This is a genomic window from Nocardioides sp., from assembly GCF_047602075.1.
GTDB lineage: Bacteria > Actinomycetota > Actinomycetes > Propionibacteriales > Nocardioidaceae > Nocardioides.
On record NZ_JASGIF010000002.1, the window covers coordinates 810448 to 827363 of the forward strand.

Here is a 16916-nt window from a genome sequence, read left to right on the forward strand (position 1 = left end):
GCGCTCAACCTACTGCCCGAGGGTTGCCCGGCGCATGGACGGCTCCAGGATCCAATCACCCTAGGGCGCTGCCGTCACATACGGCGGACATCAGGTTGTGACAAGGTCCAAGGAACCGACAAGGCGACCAGGCTTGCCCCGGCAAGCAGCACTGGCCTGAGCCCGAGAAGCTGCGCAGCAGGCGCGATGAGCAGTTGCCCTGGTGGCAGCAGAGCCCCAGACAGGAACTGATCCCACCCGAAAACATGGGATTGGTCGGTCTCGTCGAAGCGCTCTTGGAGGACGGTGAGCCAGACCACCTCGAACATCCCGAAGCCAATGCCAGCCACGAATTGGGCAAGGCACAACGCCACGCTGTTCGGGAAGAGCGCCAGGCAGAAGAGCGGCAGTGACTCGCCGAGACACGCGATCAGGCTGGCTCGCAACGGGTTGGCGGATGTGAGGAACGGTGCCAGTGCTGCCCCGACCAGTGCTCCCAATCCGGAACTCGCCAGCACGATCCCCCAGGCGACTGACCCGATCGCAGGTGTTGTCACAGCGATGACAGGACCGAGCACGCTGAGCACGGCTGTCGAGATGCCGTTGGCGCCAGCGCTGGCGAGGATCACCCGCCACGCCCACGGGGTGGATCTGAGCAACGACAGCCCGCGAGCCAACTGACCCCGCCAGTTGCCCGTCGCGCCCTGTCCGCTCCGCGGGAACCGCGACGGCCGAGAGGAGGCGAAGAAGAGGGCAGCGGCGAGCCAGTAGCTCACCCCATCAGCGAGGAGGACCGCATACGGCCCCCAGAGTGAGACGAGCAGTCCGGCGAGCGCCGCGCCGGCCAGAAGCCCGCCGGTGCTGGCCGCCCTGAACAATGCCGTGGCGCCGGTACGTCTTGACGTGGCTGCAGCCAACTGCCCGAAGACTGAGAAGGCGGCAGGCGAAGCCAATGACGACATGGCTCCGTTGACGAGCGCGAAGCCGGCGAACACGGGCACGCTGGCGACGCCGTGATGGGCGGTGAGGGCGAAACCTACCTGTGCTCCACCAGCGATGACGTTCGTCAGCAGCAGGCTCCACGCCGCCGCGAACCGAGCGACAACGAGGCCACCCGCGGTGGACAACAGCAGGGCAGCCAGTTCACGGCTCGCCATGACGATGCCCAGCGCCGACGCCGAGTCGGTCGCCTTGAGGACCGCGAATGCCACCGCAATGGGGGCGCCGCCACTGCCGAGGGCATTGATTGCCTGTCCCACCGTCAGACAACCGAGCCTGCGCCCCACTGCTGGCACCATCCCCTCCCGCGTATGGCAAGGTGGCCCAATTCCGAGAACTAGGCCACCTTGCTGGCTCCAGGCGTCAATCAAGCGAAAGACACAGGAAGCCACACATGAATAGCTCAGACCTCTCGGAGCCGTCGAACACGATGACGCTGTCTTCGTTCTGCGTCTTGGCCGTATCTTCGAGGATCATTGAGTCCCACCTCCTTTCTGCGACTGGTTGGCGATCGTTCGATGTCTTGCTTCCCATACGTCGAGCCAGAATAGTAGTAGCTCACTTTCGATATCTGCATAAAGATCGTTTCCAAACCCTTGGTCGACTTCAACCCCCTCCAAGCAGTGATGCCAGTTCGCCGAGACCAGTTCCTTGTCGTAGCCCGTCTCCACGTCTCCAACCGCGAACTCGCGACGACCAGCAATATCCCAACAACTGTACAACGTTCCATCGGGCGTTACGACTGCACCGCCGTCCCCGCCTTCAATCGAGCAATACGCACACGAAGACTCGAGTACTGGTAGCGGCTGGAAGCCAAGCTTCAGAATATGTTCGTAGCACCTCTTCAGCATTGTCGCCACGCGGTCTGATCGTTGAATCAGGCCCTCCGCGCCCTGGCCGTAGTCAAGAATTGGCGCAAGCGAGATAGTGCTTCGCTCAGTGGGAAGCACTTCGGCGAGCGACTCAAACACTGGCACAATGTCGTCAATGGAGTCTCTCGTAACATTAAATCGGATATGCCATCTAATGTCAGGTTCGCTCGAACACTGCTCAAGGTTGGTCATAATACGGTCGAAGGAGCCTCGGCCATCGCGATACTTCCTAGACTGGTCGTGAGTCGCCCTATCGCCATCGAATGTGACATGGACGCGAATGACGCCGAGGTCATGCAATTCCTCAAGGCGCTCCGAAGTTAGGAGCGTAGCGTTAGTCTGGAGTCCGGCATGTTTCAACGGAAGCTTCGCAAAGGCCGTAAGAAGATCGACACACTCTCTGTATCGAAGTAGCGGCTCACCTCCGAAAAGCAAGACTGTTGCACCATCTTTTTCGAGACGCTCGATTTGGCTCCGAATAAATGCGGCGATCATTTCGACTCGACCCATAGTCAACTGCAGAGCGGGGATCCGCGCGGGAGGACGCCCGGGATCGAGGCTGTCTGTGTTCTGGAAACAATAGGGGCAGGCGAGGTTGCAACTAGTCGACGTTAACACCGTCACGTGATACGGCTGAATGCCATGTGCTGCAGTGTCGACGCTATGGCGATAACTCTCTGCGAGGCTTAAGAGTTCATCCTGATTGGAGTACAACGTGGAGGGAATGCGTGCCACCTTGGTACGCCCAATCAGATATGCCCCAGTAGGTGCTGTGACGATCTTCACCATTCCTCCTGGCGTGCTACGAAGAAGTGGAGGTGAGCTCTCGGCGAGAACACGCGCGTGCCTGGTCGCGTTTGTACCCAATTCGCCGAGTAACCTACATGAGAAAGTGCTTCAGTGACCTCGGCTGGTTCGAACCACTGTTCGTGAATGTGAACGTGCTGCTGGACGCTAGTTCCCGCGTCTAGCATATATTCATGCAAGTAGTTCCTTGGCCCGACCTGTGAATAGCGCTCGCATGTAGCAATCTCGTCGCCCGCGTCGAATGTAAACCAAATGCCAAGGATGCTCTGTAGATCCTCATACATCTGGCCGGCGATAAGGTCAAATCGGAACTCACTGGTTGCTGTCGAGTTCCTGCGGATGTTGGACAATGCTTCCGTGAGTTCTGGAAGTTCCGAAAATCCGTTCATTGTTCCACCGGCCGCGTAAGAATAGCCTACCGGACGGGGCAATGTAACTGTGGAGATATTCCCCGACAAGAGCTTGACGTCAGGGTTGGCTTGAATGCAGCGCTCAATCATTGCCGGTGAGCTGTCGACCCCAAAGGTTGGCTTCAGTTTGGTCAGAAGTCTGCCAGCACCGAAGCCGTATTCAACAGAGGTCGAGAATCTGGCCAGCGGCGGTCCGTAGAAGGGCGCGTCGTGGTCAATCCCTGGGCTAGGCCCATTCCAGGACTCGGCCATCTGCTCGTAGTGAGAGTGAGCGCACTGCTCTTGGCTCACGTGCGAACACACTAGACTTGGCGGTTGAGCAAAATCACGCCCGAGGAGTTGAGCGCTTGCACCCCAACCGGTGGCGTACGGGCCACTGGAACCTTGCTGAGATCTTGCCATCTCTGCCCCTGAGTTGCGCTTCTCATGTCTTCCTACTCCGCGAGCGTGATCGCGTCAAGAGGTGAAGTCGTTGCATTGTGCGAAGGCATGTCGACTCGCTGGTGTTGTGAGTGCGTTTGGCGGACGCCCGGTTGGGACGGTGGCAGCAACCCATCAGCCGTCCTGGAGGGCTTTGATGGACGGGCGATCTCGGCTGGACGAGGCGAGTTGGATTGAGGATTGAGGGTGGCGGCTCGATCCGCCCTGCGGATGTCGATTCGCCATCCGGATCTCGGCCGAAGGCAGCTGCCAGTGAGCCTGGTGGCGTCTTGTGAGGTCAGCGCGTCGGTTCGGCTCGGGACGGGCCTCTTCGAGAGAGGAGATGGGCTGACCAGTCAAGGGCGACTGGACAGTGCCCCGGCGAACGACGGCGCGAGCGGAAGCTCGGGCAGGAGGGCGGCCTGGTAGGCGTGGTAGACGTCCGGCTTGCCGGACCACACCGTGGTCGACGGATGGTTCTGCGGGTCCAGCTCGTGATGCCACGACCCGTGCTGGTGATCGACCAGATAGCGGTCGATGTAGGCCCACCAGGCAGCCGCATCGGCGGTGTACCGCTCGTCGCCGCTGACCCGGTGCAGGACGGTCGCGATGTTGGCCGCCTCGGCGGCCACCCAGTGCATCCGCTCGCGTACGACGGGGTTCCCGGCCCAGTCGGTGGTGTAGACGAAGCCGTCCGCACCGTCGACCGCCCAGCCGTCGGTGATCGCCCGGTCGTAGAGCGCGATCGCAGCCTCACGAAAGTTCGCCGCTGCCGAAGCAGACTCCGCGCCGAGCGCGTCCTCGACCGCCAGCAGGAGGCGCGCCCACTCCAGTCCGTGGCCGACGGTGGCGCCGTAGGGCCGGAACGGATCGGCCGGCCGATCGCGGTTGAAGTCCAAGAGAGGGGTCCAGGACTCGTCGAAGTGCTCGGGGATCCGCCAGTCGTTGCCGGCCGCCCACGCGACGACATGACGTGCGATGCGGCCGGCGCGCTGATGCCAGGCCGGATCACCGGTGACGTCGCCGGCCGCGAGGTAGGCCTCGACCGTGTGCATGTTGGCGTTGACGCCTCGGTAGGGATCGAGTGCGATCCAGCTGCGATCCCAGTCCTCCACCGACAGGCCTGTTTCCTCGTCCCAGAAGTGGCGCAGCGAGACGTCTAGCGCAGCCTCAAGCAGAGCATCCCCGCCCGCAGCACCGGCTTGCACCGCCGACGCAGCAGCGAGCACGACGAACGCATGGGCGTAGGCCCGCTTCGACGCATCGACCGGGCCCTCGGCGTCCACGGCGGAGAACCAGCCGCCGTACTCCTGATCGCGCAGCGGCCCCTTGATCGACCGGACACCGTGGGCGGTCAGGGCGAGCAGGTCACGTCGGTCCGCTCCGCCGACCAGAGGGGGCTCGTCGACCAGAGCACCCAATGCGAAGATGTGCGTCATCCGGCAGGTGATCCAGAGCTCCACGGGCCGCGTCGGGTCGAGGGTGCCGTCGCCGGTGAGCCAACCGAATCCCAGCGGATGCTGGGCGCCGCGGGCGAAGCGCAGCAGCTCGGCCCGCTGCTTGGCGAGGTACGCCGGGTCGCCGGGGATGCCCACCTCGGCAGAGTAGCCCTGCCCGCGCCGATAACGGATCGCGCTCCCGAGGGGAGGCGCCTAGGCTGGGAAGCGGTATGACGAACAATCCCGACTTCTCACTCGCCGACGAGCTCGAGGCGACCGCTGACTGGGAGGACGAGGACTCCTGGGTCAGCGGCTACGCCGACGCCGAGGACACCGAGTCCACCGTTGACGGCGACGACCCCGAGCTGACCACCGGCGACCAAGACCTGGCCGAGCGCTATGCGCTGCGCCGGGTGGCCGGCCTGTCCACCGAGCTCCACGACATCACCGAGGTGGAGTACCGCCAGCTCCGCCTCGAGCGGGTCGTCCTGGTGGGCGTGTGGACCGAAGGCACCGTCGAGGACGCCGAGAACTCCATGGCCGAGCTCGCTCTCCTGGCGGAGACGGCCGGCTCCGAGGTGCTGGACGCGATCTACCAGCGGCGCGGCAAGCCTGACCCGGCGACGTACGTCGGTCGCGGCAAGGTCGACGGGCTCCGCGAGATCGTGCAGGCCAGCGGCGCGGACACGGTGATCTGCGACGGCGAGCTGGCGCCCAGTCAGCTGCGCAACCTGGAGGACCGGCTCAAGGTCAAGGTCGTCGACCGGACCGCGCTGATCTTGGACATCTTCGCCCAGCACGCGAAGTCCAAGGAGGGGCAGGCGCAGGTCGAGCTGGCCCAGCTGAACTACCTCAAACAGCGGCTGCGTGGCTGGGGCGGCAACCTCTCGCGCCAGGTCGGTGGCCGGGCGGCCGGCGGCGCCGGCATCGGCGGTCGTGGTCCCGGTGAGACGAAGATCGAGACCGACCGACGTCGGATCAACACCAAGATCGCCAAGCTGCGCCGCGAGCTCGCGGAGATGAAGGGCACCCGCGACGTCAAGCGTCAGGAGCGACGGCGCCACCACGTCCCGAGCGTCGCGATCGCGGGCTACACCAACGCCGGCAAGTCCTCGCTGCTCAACCGGGTCACCGACGCCGGGGTGCTGATCGAGGACGCCCTCTTCGCGACGTTGGACCCCACCACACGACGTACGACCACCGAGGACGGCCGGGTCTACACCGTCACCGACACCGTCGGCTTCGTGCGACACCTGCCCCACCAGCTGGTGGAGGCGTTCCGCTCGACGCTGGAGGAGGTCGCCGACGCCGACCTGATCCTGCACGTGGTCGACGGCTCTCACCCGGACCCCGAGGGCCAGATCGCTGCTGTCCGCGAGGTGTTCGCCGAGATCGGCGCCGACAAGGTCGCCGAGATCATCGTGATCAACAAGGCCGACGCTGCCGACCCGATGGTGCTGGCCCGACTGACCCAGCGCGAGCCGCACTCCGTTGTCGTCTCGGCGCGCACCGGCGAGGGGATCCCGGCGCTGCTCTCGATGCTCGAGGGAGAGCTGCCTCGGCCAGGCGTGGAGTTCGCCGCGCTGCTGCCCTACGCCCGCGGCGACCTGGTCAACCGGCTCCACCAGAACGCCGAGATCGACTCGCTGGAGCACACCGGCGACGGCACCGTCGTCCGCGGTCGCGCACACGCCGACCTGGCCGGCGAGCTGGCGCCCTACGCCCTCTGATCCGTCCGCGGGACGTCGAGCTCTGCGGTCGCCGGGGCAGGTCGCCGGGGTGACCGATCCCTATGGCGTCCTCGGGGAGATTCGCCTAGAAGTCGACGGCGTCGCGGATGATCGGGCAGGTCATGCAGTGGCCGCCGCCGCGGCCTCGGCCGAGCTCGGCGCCGACGATGGTGATCACCTCGATGCCGGCCTTGCGGAGCAGGGTGTTGGTGAGCGTGTTCCGGTCGTAGGTGAAGACGACGCCGGGCTCGAGTGCGACCGCGTTGTTGCCGCTGTCCCACTGCTGCCGCTCGGACTGGTAGACGTCGCCGCCGGTCTCGATCACCCGCAGCTCGGGCAGCCCGAGGGAGCGGGCCACCACGTCGACGAATGGGGTGGACCCCTCGTCGACGACCTCGACCCCAGGGGCTTTGTCCGAGGGCAGCAGCGTGAAGGTGTGCACCGCGTTCATGATCGTCGGATAGAGCGTGACGACGTCGCGGTCGGCGAAGGTGAAGACGGTGTCGAGGTGCATGGCAGCGCGCAGCTTCGGCATGCCCGCGATCACCACGCGCTCGGCTGCGCCCTGGGCGAAGAGGGCACCGGCGACCTGGGTGATCGCCTGCCGCGAGGTCCGCTCGCTCATCCCCATCAGCACGACACCGTTGCCGACCGGCATGATGTCGCCGCCCTCGAAGCTGGCCTGACCCCAGTCCTGCTCGGGGTCGCCCCACCACACCGTCGAGCCGACGTAGTCGGGGTGGAAGGAGTAGATCGCCTGGTAGATGATCGTCTCGTCCTTGCGCGCCGGCCAGAAGAGCGGGTTCATGGTGAGCCCGCCGTAGAGCCAACAGGTGGTGTCACGGGTGTAGAGCGTGTTGGGCAGCGGCGGCAGGAGATACTCCCGCACGCCGGTCGACTCCCGCACCAACGAGATGTAGTCCGACCGGTAGTCCTCGGGCAGGTCGTTGGTGGCCATCCCGCCGATGAGGAACTCGGCGAGCTGCTTGGGTGCCAGCGACTCCAAGAAGGCGCGGCTCCCGTCGACCAGACCGAGACCGACCTGGTTGGGCACCACCTTGCGGTCCAGCAGCCAGGTGCGAGCCTCGGGGATCGCCATCGTCTGCGCCAGCAGGTCGTGCAGCTCGACGACCTCGACGTCGCGCTGGGTCATCTTGTTGACGAAGTCTGCGTGGTCGCGCTGGGCGTTCTCCACCCACATCACGTCGTCGAAGAGGAGGTCGTCGTTGTTGCTCGGGGTCAGCCGGCGGTGGGCGAGCCCGGGCGAGCAGACCAGCACCTTCCTCAGTTTGCCGACCTCGGAGTGGACGCCGTAGGTCGAGGAGACGCCGACGGTAGCGGACTCGGTCATCACGACTGCCTTTCTGAAGGGGAGTTTGTCCGGGCTCAGATGGTGATGCTGCCAGACCAGAGTCCGAAGACCCCGAAAACCGCCCCGGCGAGAATGACCACGAAGAGGGCCAACTCGGTGGGACTGAAGATCCGCCGCCCCTGCTCGCTTCGGGCCTTGACGTAGAGCAGGGTCAGCGGGGCCAGGATGATCGTGCACAGCAAGAGGAACTTCAGGCCGGCGGCGTCGAAGAGGAACAGGGTGTACGCCGTCGCGACGCCGGCGATGATCGTCTCTCGCCGACGCACCCCGGAGGTGACGTCCTCGTAGGCTTCGCCGGTCAGGCCCAGCTTGAGGGCATATGCGGCCGCGAGAAGGTAGGGGATCAACGCCAAGCTGGTGCACAGGTCGAGCATGAAGTTCAGCGCGTCGGTGAGGATCAGCGTGGCAGCCAACAGTCCCTGCACCGCGAGCGAACTCACCACCAGGGCGGTGATCGGGGTGCCGTTCTCGTTCTCCCGGCCGAGGAAGGCGGGGAAGTCCTCGTTGCGTGCCGGGATGAACATCACCTCGGCTGCCATCAGCGTCCACGCCAAGTAGGCGCCCAGCACGGAGATGATGACGGCCGCGCTGATGAACCACTCGCCCCAGTCGCCGACGACGTGCTCGAAGAGTCCGACCATCGACGGCTGACGAGTCCCGGCGATGTCGGGCTGCGGCATGACGGAGTAGCTCGACAGCGTCACCAGTGCGAAGATCGAGAGCACGCTCAAGAAGCCCAGCACGGTCGCCTTGCCGACATCGGAGCGTTTCTTGGCATAGCGCGAGTAGACGCTGGCTCCCTCGATGCCGAGGAACACGAAGGTCGTGATGATCATCGTGCTGCGGACCTGCTCGTTGAGATTGCCCAGATCGCCGTAGCCGTAGGCGGTCCAGTTGTCGGCGAAGACCCCCGAGTCGAAGCTGGCGAACAGCACGACGACGAACACCAGGATCGGCAGGATCTTGAAGACCGTCACGATCCGGTTGATGACCGCAGCATCCCGCACGCCCTGCGCGATCAGGGTGTGGAAGAGCCAGACTCCTGCCGACCCCACGGCTGCCGCGAGCACGGTGTCGCCGTCGCCGAAGGCCGGGAAGAAGGCGCCCAGGGTGGCGGTGATGAACACCCAGTAGAACGTGTTGCCCGCAATCGCGCTGGCCCAGAAGCCGATCGCGGAGTTGAAGCCGGCGTAGTCCCCGAATCCGGCCTTGGCGTAGATGAACACACCGGAGTCGAGGTCGGGTTTGCGGATCGCGAGATTCTGGAAGACGAAGGCGAGCATGAGCATGCCGGCACCGGCGATCGCCCAGGCGATCAGCGAGCCGAGGATCCCGGTTGCGACGCCGAATCGGGCCGGGAGCGAGAAGACGCCCGCACCAACCATGCCGCCGACCACCATCGCGGTCAGCGTGGGCAGCGACATCTTGCCCGAGCTGTCCTCCGTCTGACGGGCGCTTGCGGCTTCGGTGGAACTCACGGGGTCTCCTCGGATTCAACTGGCAGCTCGGGTGTGGGCTCGACGTGCTCGATCCGGAATCCCGTGAAGCCATACAGCAAGCTGAGAGCGGGGCTGGCGTAGCAGAAGATGGCGTACGGAAGGTACAGGAGCGTCGAGACTCCCAGCGTGGCGCTCATGAACGCCCCGCAGGAGTTCCAGGGCACCAACGGCGACGTGACCGTGCCGCTGTCGGCCGCCAGCCGAGATAGGTTGGTCGGCGCCAGACCACGGCGGGCGAACTCGGCCTTGAAGACCTTGGTCGGCAAGACCAGCGCGATGTACTGGTCGCCGGCGACCACGTTCAGCCCGAAGCCGCAGATGAATACGGCGAGGAAGAGCCGGCCGGTGCTCTTCGCGGCAGCGACCATGGGGTCGATCAGGCGAGCGATCAGGCCGAACTCCTCGAGCATGGCGCCGAAAGTGACGGCACCGACGATCAGCCAGATGGTGGACAGCATGCTGTCCATGCCACCGCGAGACAGCAGCCGATCGATATCGGCGATGCCGGTGTCGATGGAGAAGCCGTTGGCCATCCCACCCCAGATCGCCTTGATCGACTCGATGACGACCGATCCGCTCCCGGAGACGAAGTTGGCATACACGTCCGGCTGCAGGAAAGCGCCGAGTACGCCGGCGAACAGAGTCGCCGAAAGCAGCGAAAGGGTTGCCGGGATCTTGCGGATCGACATGAAGACCAGCAGCGCCAGTGGGAGCAGCGCGAGTGGGGTGATGTTGAAGACCTCGTTGAGCTTGTCGAGGTCCGAGGTAGTCTCCGCCTCGGTGACAGTGTCGTTGCCGGTCAAGCCGAGGATGAAGAACACCACGAGCGCAATGCCGAAGGCGGGCACCGAGGTCCACACCTGCCGCTTGATGTGGTCGTAGAGGTCGACACCGACCAGCTGCGAGGTGAGGACGGTGGTCTCCGAGAGCGGTGACGTCTTGTCACCGAGGTAGGCCCCGCAGATGACGGCCCCCGCGGTGATCGCCGGCGACACCCCGATCAGCCCGGCGATGCCGACCAGGCCGACGCCGATGGTGGCGGCGGTCGTCCATGAGCTGCCGATGCTGAGCGCCACCACGGCGCAGATGATGGCTGCGGCGGTGTAGTACCACCCTGGTGACAGCACCTGGATGCCGTAGTAGACCAGCGTCGGGATGGTGCCGCTGAGATTCCAGACGCCGATCAGCGCACCGACGGCGAACAGGATGAAGATCGCGCTCGACACGGAAGCGATGGCTCCGCGGCCGGCTTCCTGCACCGCGCTGAACTGGTGTCCGTTGCGCATCGCGACGAGTGCCGCGAGCGCACAGCACAAGAACAGGGCGACTTGGATCGGCCCGTCGAGCGCATCGAGTCCGTAGAGGGCAAGCGCCCCCGCGATGAGGACGGCCAGCGATACCAGGGGGATGATCGCATGGACCAGTGGGGGTGTCCTGATCGCGGGGGTGCTCATCTCTGTCGTGCCTTCCCCGAGTAGAAATGGCCGCAGGCCTGCGTCCGGCGGCATACCGACCCCCATTTTGATGGAAGTCGCGAGTGGTGCGTACCACTCGCCTGTCCCCTCTTCGGTGGTCAGGTCGTGCCCGGTGCCGGTCGGTGGAGTACGGCGCCGCACGGCGCTCGTTAGCATCGACCTCATGTCGGTGACCGGGTGGGGCCTGGGAGGCAGCTACTCCGGCTCGGTCGTCGCGGGGGAGTGGTTCGCACCGTCGATGCGTGAGGCCTACCGGCAGGGCGTGGAGCAGGTGCTGCGACGGGCGGTGCTGATCTGGGCGGCGGTGGTCGGCCCGGTCGAGGTCGGGAGCGCTGCCCGAGCGGTCGACGGCTACCACGCGGCCTGGCTGCTCTTCGCGGCGTTCGGCCTGCACGGCGTGGTGTGGATCCTCACCGCCGTCCGACGCTGGCCGGCCTGGCCGGTGGTCTGTTCGTGGGCCGGGTTCGTGATCGTCCACCATGCCCTGGTGGCCGAGCCGGCGCTGCCGAACGTCTATCGGACTGCCGTCTTGATGTCGCTGGGGCTGGCCGTGGTGGTCGGCTTGGCGCTGCCGTGGCGAGCCGCGGTGCGGGCGACCGTCGCACTCGCGGCGGGGTTGCCGATCCTCCTCGCGTGGCGAGCCGGCATCTCGATCTGGTCGGCGCCGATCGGACAGCTGGTGGTCGCCTCCCTCGCGTTCGGATTCGGGTTCGCCATCGCGGCACGAGCGTTGCGCACGGCTGCCGCGCGGGCCGACGACGCAACCGGATCTCGACTGGCGTCAGCGGCGATCGCCGAGGATGATGAGCGGCGCCTCGCCGAGACCCGGGGGCGGCTGAGACTGCTGCACGACACGGCCGTCAACACCCTTGCCGCGATCGCCTCCGCGCGGGTGGTGTCGGATGCGGAGGTGGTCACCCGCCGCGCCCTGGCCGATGTCGCCGTCCTCGACGCTCTGCTTGACGACGACGGTGCTGCTGAGGGTGGACTCACCGACCTTGTGGACCATGCGGCGAGGCTTGGTCTGACCGTCGCGGGCGATCTCGATCCCGTGCGCACCGTGCTGGACAACCACGACCCGACGCGCCGCGCAGCGGTGCTGGAGGTGCTGCGGGAGGCGATCACGAACGTCGAGAAGCACACCAGGGGCAAGGTGGTCACTCTCGGCGCTGAGCCGGCGGAGCAGAGGATCTGGGTGAGTGACGACGGCGTCTGGCCTGCTGACGCGCCCGCGCCAGGACGGGTGGCCGCGCGGCTGCGGGAGCGGACTGGTGCGGCCGGGCTGACGGTGACGGTGGCGACGGGCGCGCGAACGGAAGTCTCGGTCCACCCGACGCTGCTGGTCGACAACGATCAGGCTGACCACGATCGCGATGTCTTCGAGCCCTCTGCCCGGTGGATGGCCGCGGCCATCGGCGGCGTCATGGTGGTGAACCTCGCGATCCAGACTCTCCTGGCCGCCACGGTGGACCCCTCGGCGCAGCCGCTGTTGGCGTGGGTCTTGGTCGCGGGCGCGGCGGCGTTGATGCTGGTGAGCCACCGGCGGGGTCGGCGGTTGCCCGTGCCGACGGTGCTCGTCGGCTACGTCGCGATGCTTGCCGCGCTTGCGTGGGCCAGCCCCTGGGGCGCCACCTGCCCGGTCGACGGAGTCGCGACCTGGGGGCCGGAGGGTGCGGCCACGATCGCCGTCATGTTCGTGATCCTCGACGGCAGGTGGCGGGTGGTCGCCCCGGCCCTCGCCTTCATCGTCTTGTGCATCGATGTGATCGCCGTGCTGCGCGGAGATGGCCTGTTCGCCTGCGCGGGTGCGCCGTTCGCGGGGATCATCCAGGCGTCCTGCCTGGTCCTGGCCATGATGCTTCTGCGCCGACAGATGGAGCGGCTCTCCCGGATCGTTGCCGAGGAGACCGAGGAGACCATCCGCCTCGCCGGCTGGCGTGACAGCCGCGTGGATCAGGAGGCGCTGCGCCGAGCGGGCCTGCAGTCGGTGCTGGCCTCGGCTCGAGAGGTGCTGCTCGAGGTGGCGGCGGCGCCGGAGAGTCGGCACGAGTCGGAGGTTCGAGAGCGGGCTGCCCGGGAGGAGAGCTACCTGCGCGTGCTGATCGGGCTGAGCTCCCCATCCACCGCTGTCCTCACTCACGTCGTGGTGATGATCGAGCTGGCGCGTCGACGCTCGGTCGTGGTCACCCTGCTCAGCCAGGTGCCAGAGCTGACCGAGGAGCAAGCGGTCGTGGTCTTCGAGGCGGTCGAGGGCCTGATCAGCGGGCTGAGGCCGGGCGATAGCGTGTCGTTCAGCGTCCACGAGGACCAGGGTCGGCCCGCACTCGTCCTGGCCTGCCCAGCCTCCGCCGTCGCGGGGCTGGCCACCGGGGCGACGGTCGTCGTCGACGGTGACCTGGCCGTGGTGGAGATGACCTGGCGGGATTGAGCCGGTGGGATTGAGATGGCGGGAACGAAGCGGCGGCGAATGAGGTGGCAGGGATGAGTGCTCGGGTGGCGGTGGTGGAGGACCACCTGCTCATCCGCGACTCCCTGGTCAACGAGCTGCGCCGGTTCGGACATGAGGTCGTCGCCGTCGGAGACACCCTGGACGCCGTACCAGCCTCCGGGATCGACCTGCTGCTGCTCGACCTCGATCTTGCCGACGGCATGGCTGATGTCGACCGGGTCGCTGCGTTGGTCTCCGACGGTGTGGCCGTCCTCGTCGTCTCGGCACTGACCAGCCCGCGCCACGCACGCCGGATGGTGGCCGCGGGCGTGTGCGGTGTGGTGGCGAAGTCGGATCGCCTCGACGATCTCGGTGAAGCAGTCGAGGCGGCCCTGGCCGGGCGTGCCTGGATGAGCCCGGCGCTGGCTCGCGTGATGATGGCCGACGAGGCCGCGATCCGGCCCCAGCTGTCCGTCCAAGAGCTGCGCGCCCTACGGCTCTACGCCTGCGGCCTCAAGCTCGACTCGGTGGCCCGGGCCATGGGGGTCGCGCCGAGCACCGCGAAGCAGTACGTCGATCGCGTGCGGCAGAAGTACGAACAGGTCGGCACCCCCGCCCGGACCAAGAGCGAGCTCTACCGGATCGGGGTAGCCGACGGCTATATCGACCCCGGCGCGGACCCTGCCTAGACCGCCCGCTGCGGGCCGAGATTTTCCCCATTTCTTGGCCATTCCGCTGCGCGCGGCGCGAGCGGCCCCCTACCGTCACCAAGACAGCGCTATTTCAAAACGTGCCCTTTCAGGGACAGTGCCATTTCGGGGCCGAACCTTGCAGTAGGAGTGACTCAGTGAAGTCAGTGATCGGCGGCACCACCACACGTCAGGTGGCATTTGTGGGCCCGTTCGGGGTCGGCAAGACCACCGCGGTCTGCACGATCTCCGAGTCCTCGGTGGCGACGACCGATGTGGCGAGCACTGCGATGATGCTGCGCGCGGGTCGGCACTTGAAGACCACGACCACGGTCGGGCTCGAGATCGGCCAGTGGCAGGCACCGGACGGATCGATGGTGTCCATCGTCGGCACCCCGGGCCAGGAGCGCTTCGACATGGTCCGCAAGTCGGCCATGCCGCGCAGTCAAGGCGTGGTGCTGTGGCTCTACGGCCACCACGAGCACGCTCTGCTCGACACCGAGCTGTGGCTGGAGTTCATCGCCAACGAAGTGCCGACCCACAAGCTCACCGTCGCGCTGACGCGGTTCGACGGCAGCCAGGCTCCGCTCGAGGACTTCCGTGAAGCGGTCGACCAGGTCGACCCGGCCATTCCGCTGCTGCTCGCCGACCCCCGCGAGCGTGACGACGTGGACCAGGTGCTGCGCACATCGCTGCGCATCCCCCAGGTCATGGAGGTTGTGAGCTGATGGCCGTCGTCCCCACCCCCGCGCATGCCTACGACGCACCTCCCCAAGTAGCGGAGGTCCTCACCTTGCATCGCGCGGAGCCCGAACCACCGGCCCGCGGCGGCGGCACCGAGATGGACCTCCAGATCGCGGCCGACTGGGATCTCTGGTCCGAGCAGATCGGCCGCGCCCTGCTGCCTATCCTGCGTCGGCTGCTCACCACGACACCGACCGTCACCTCGGCCATGATCGGCACCGCCGACGGCTTCAACCTGTGTGCGCTCGGCCTCGACGAGGGCGACGTCTCTCGCGTCTCGGCGATGACCAGCTCCCTGCTGTCGATGGCCGACGCCGTCACCGACGTGGTCGACAAGGGCGAAGACCACCCGCTCGATCTGGTCAGCCTCAACCACGGCACCCACGTGACCGTGGTCCGTGCCGTGCGCCACCTGATCATCGGCCAGCTGCTCATCTGGGTCACCGGCGACGCCACCCAGCGCTCGTCCATCGAGTCTGCCGCCCGCGACGTCGCCAACGCCGTCTGGATGCTCCTCGCCGACGACTGACCGCGAGGTGCCCTCTCGCGTCACCTGAGCTGCCAATCGGGTTGCCCGAAGTGCCAGGATCAGGGCATGACGATCGACTCGGGCGACGGTTGGCAGCATGAGGGCGGCCTCTACGAGGAGCACCGGGTCGACTCACTGCACATCGAGAGCGTGTGGCAGGCCCGCGCAGTGCGCGACGAGCGCTACCTAGTGCCGGCGGTCGAGTACTGGGACCTCTGGTTCGCCCGGCAACCCGATGGCCGAGAGGTGGCCGGACTCTCCGGACCGACGCTCGGCCACCGCTGGGTGAGGTCGGCTGTCGGCGAGCACAGCTGGGGCGTCCAGCTTCGCGCGCACGTTGCCGTGACCGCGGCCAGCAAGCGGCTCGTGCTCGGCGGCGAGCAGCGGCTGCCCGTCGAAGACGGCTGGATCGGGATCGCTGAACACCGGGTGCGACTGCCCGAGTACGACGACCTGGTGGGCTTCGTCGAGCGGCTCTTCGAGCTCGATGTGCTCCGCGCCGACGAAGACGTGCATCGCGCGCTCACCGGGGACGACACCGGCTACTCGGAGCGGCATTGGCAGCGGCGTGTGCGGGAGACGACGGGGCTCACCCGCAAGCAGATCTCGCAGCTGGAGCGAGCGCGAGAGGCGTTCACCCTGCTCCTGGAGGGCGTGCCGCCAGCCGAGTGCGCCGCGCGATGCGGGTTCTCCGATCAGGCACACCTGACCAGGTCCCTCGGTGCCTTCCACGGGCAGACGCCCGCGCGCATCCTCGCCGGCCGGTGATGGCGGAAATCTTCAATCTCGCAACACCTGGCTCTTGGTGGACTTGAGGCATCGAAACCCCCAACACACCAAGAGGAGTCATCATGTCGATCCCCACCGCTCCCGAGGGCTATGCCACCGTCAACCCGTTCATCATCACCAAGAACTCCGAGGAGCTGACCCGGTTCATCGTCGAGGTCTTCGACGGTGCCGAGCGGCCCGAGGCCCACACGGTCGACGACGACGGGCTGCTGCTGCAAGGCGAAGTCGTCGTCGGTACGACGACCCTGATGCTCGCCGAGCGCAAGCCCGGCTGGCCCTTCACGCCGAGCCTGCTGCAGATCTACGTCAACGACATCGACCAGACGCTCGAGCGCGCCCTTGCCCGCGGGGCGCGACTCATCACCCGGCCAACGGACTTCTTCGGCACCACCTTCGCCCGCATCCAGGACCCCAGCGCAAACATCTGGTGGGTCTGGCAGCACGGCGAGATGGCGTGGGACCAGGACGGCGACGCGGAGGCGTGGACCGAGGATGCGCCGGCCGAGGACTGGGGCGCGGTCTCACCCGAGCTCGCCTACATCCACGACACCCTGCTCCAGGCGATGTCGACCCTGCAGGATCCGGCCGCCTGAGCCCGATCACCTGCGGCTGGCTGGGCTTGCGGTGTCTGGGGTTGCGGTCGGTGAGCGGGTGCGGCGTCCGGGCCGGCACAGGGGCCCCGCGCGCCAACCACCCCTGCGCTCGCACGCGTCGCGCAGGGGGGCCAGTCCCATC

General features: G+C 66.6%; 14 protein-coding genes. 7 read left to right on the forward strand and 7 right to left on the reverse strand.

Annotated features, from left to right (window positions below; translation table 11 throughout):
* Nucleotides 1-74: 74 nt before the first annotated feature.
* From QM714_RS16640 to QM714_RS16655, 4 genes are all read right to left on the reverse strand, one after another.
* Nucleotides 75-1238 (reverse strand): MFS transporter, encoded by a 1164-nt coding sequence (locus QM714_RS16640; RefSeq protein WP_415102455.1) that lies wholly within the window; start codon nucleotides 1236-1238, stop codon nucleotides 75-77.
* 213 nt (nucleotides 1239-1451) lie between these two features.
* Nucleotides 1452-2636 (reverse strand): radical SAM protein, encoded by a 1185-nt coding sequence (locus QM714_RS16645; RefSeq protein ID WP_415102456.1) that lies wholly within the window; start codon nucleotides 2634-2636, stop codon nucleotides 1452-1454.
* Nucleotides 2633-3358 (reverse strand): class I SAM-dependent methyltransferase, encoded by a 726-nt coding sequence (locus QM714_RS16650; protein ID WP_415102457.1) that lies wholly within the window; start codon nucleotides 3356-3358, stop codon nucleotides 2633-2635. The genes QM714_RS16645 and QM714_RS16650 overlap by 4 nt, the downstream gene beginning before the upstream one ends.
* A 485-nt stretch (nucleotides 3359-3843) precedes the next feature.
* The gene (locus QM714_RS16655; RefSeq protein WP_415102458.1) at nucleotides 3844-5082 is read right to left on the reverse strand and encodes an AGE family epimerase/isomerase; all 1239 of its coding nucleotides are present in this window, start codon (nucleotides 5080-5082) and stop codon (nucleotides 3844-3846) included.
* Between the two features lie 74 nt (nucleotides 5083-5156).
* Between QM714_RS16655 and hflX the strand changes: the two genes are divergently transcribed.
* The gene (gene hflX, locus QM714_RS16660; protein ID WP_415102459.1) at nucleotides 5157-6656 is read left to right on the forward strand and encodes a GTPase HflX; all 1500 of its coding nucleotides are present in this window, start codon (nucleotides 5157-5159) and stop codon (nucleotides 6654-6656) included.
* An 85-nt stretch (nucleotides 6657-6741) separates the two neighbouring features.
* On the opposite strand, the gene QM714_RS16665 is transcribed toward hflX, so the two are convergent.
* The 3 genes from QM714_RS16665 to nhaC are packed head-to-tail and all read right to left on the reverse strand — an operon-like array spanning nucleotide 6742 to nucleotide 10981.
* Nucleotides 6742-8007 carry an arginine deiminase gene (locus QM714_RS16665; RefSeq protein ID WP_415102460.1) on the reverse strand — a complete coding sequence of 422 codons (1266 nt, stop codon included), beginning with the start codon at nucleotides 8005-8007 and terminating at the stop codon, nucleotides 6742-6744.
* 35 nt (nucleotides 8008-8042) lie between these two features.
* The gene (locus QM714_RS16670; RefSeq protein ID WP_415102461.1) at nucleotides 8043-9506 is read right to left on the reverse strand and encodes a basic amino acid/polyamine antiporter; all 1464 of its coding nucleotides are present in this window, start codon (nucleotides 9504-9506) and stop codon (nucleotides 8043-8045) included.
* Nucleotides 9503-10981 carry a Na+/H+ antiporter NhaC gene (gene nhaC / locus QM714_RS16675; protein ID WP_415102462.1) on the reverse strand — a complete coding sequence of 493 codons (1479 nt, stop codon included), beginning with the start codon at nucleotides 10979-10981 and terminating at the stop codon, nucleotides 9503-9505. Before nhaC ends, QM714_RS16670 begins: the two co-directional genes overlap by 4 nt.
* 184 nt (nucleotides 10982-11165) lie before the next feature.
* On the opposite strand from nhaC, the gene QM714_RS16680 reads away from it, so the two are divergent.
* From QM714_RS16680 to QM714_RS16705, 6 genes are all read left to right on the forward strand, one after another.
* Nucleotides 11166-13430, forward strand: coding sequence for a hypothetical protein (locus QM714_RS16680; protein WP_415102463.1), 2265 nt, complete (start codon nucleotides 11166-11168; stop codon nucleotides 13428-13430).
* A gap of 53 nt (nucleotides 13431-13483) precedes the next feature.
* Nucleotides 13484-14119 (forward strand): response regulator, encoded by a 636-nt coding sequence (locus QM714_RS16685; RefSeq protein WP_415102464.1) that lies wholly within the window; start codon nucleotides 13484-13486, stop codon nucleotides 14117-14119.
* Nucleotides 14120-14277: 158 nt separating this feature from the next.
* On the forward strand, nucleotides 14278-14847 hold the full coding sequence (locus QM714_RS16690; protein ID WP_415102465.1) for a GTP-binding protein: 570 nt from the start codon (nucleotides 14278-14280) through the stop codon (nucleotides 14845-14847).
* Nucleotides 14847-15392: a roadblock/LC7 domain-containing protein gene (locus tag QM714_RS16695; RefSeq protein ID WP_415102466.1), complete on the forward strand. Its 546-nt coding sequence runs from the start codon at nucleotides 14847-14849 to the stop codon at nucleotides 15390-15392. The genes QM714_RS16690 and QM714_RS16695 overlap by 1 nt, the downstream gene beginning before the upstream one ends.
* A gap of 66 nt (nucleotides 15393-15458) precedes the next feature.
* Nucleotides 15459-16160 (forward strand): helix-turn-helix domain-containing protein, encoded by a 702-nt coding sequence (locus QM714_RS16700; RefSeq protein ID WP_415102467.1) that lies wholly within the window; start codon nucleotides 15459-15461, stop codon nucleotides 16158-16160.
* 83 nt (nucleotides 16161-16243) lie between these two features.
* The gene (locus QM714_RS16705; protein ID WP_415102468.1) at nucleotides 16244-16774 is read left to right on the forward strand and encodes a VOC family protein; all 531 of its coding nucleotides are present in this window, start codon (nucleotides 16244-16246) and stop codon (nucleotides 16772-16774) included.
* The last annotated feature ends 142 nt before the right edge of the window (nucleotides 16775-16916 follow it).

Bases quoted from the DNA above. Each gene is read 5' to 3' on its own strand.
- QM714_RS16665 (WP_415102460.1), bottom strand. From the start codon at position 8,007: ATGACCGAGTCCGCTACCGTCGGCGTCTCCTCGACCTACGGCGTCCAC.
- QM714_RS16695 (WP_415102466.1), top strand. From the start codon at position 14,847: ATGGCCGTCGTCCCCACCCCCGCGCATGCCTACGACGCACCTCCCCAA.
- QM714_RS16705 (WP_415102468.1), top strand. From the start codon at position 16,244: ATGTCGATCCCCACCGCTCCCGAGGGCTATGCCACCGTCAACCCGTTC.
- QM714_RS16685 (WP_415102464.1), top strand. From the start codon at position 13,484: ATGAGTGCTCGGGTGGCGGTGGTGGAGGACCACCTGCTCATCCGCGAC.
- QM714_RS16680 (WP_415102463.1), top strand. From the start codon at position 11,166: ATGTCGGTGACCGGGTGGGGCCTGGGAGGCAGCTACTCCGGCTCGGTC.
- QM714_RS16700 (WP_415102467.1), top strand. From the start codon at position 15,459: ATGACGATCGACTCGGGCGACGGTTGGCAGCATGAGGGCGGCCTCTAC.
- nhaC (WP_415102462.1), bottom strand. From the start codon at position 10,981: ATGAGCACCCCCGCGATCAGGACACCCCCACTGGTCCATGCGATCATC.
- hflX (WP_415102459.1), top strand. From the start codon at position 5,157: ATGACGAACAATCCCGACTTCTCACTCGCCGACGAGCTCGAGGCGACC.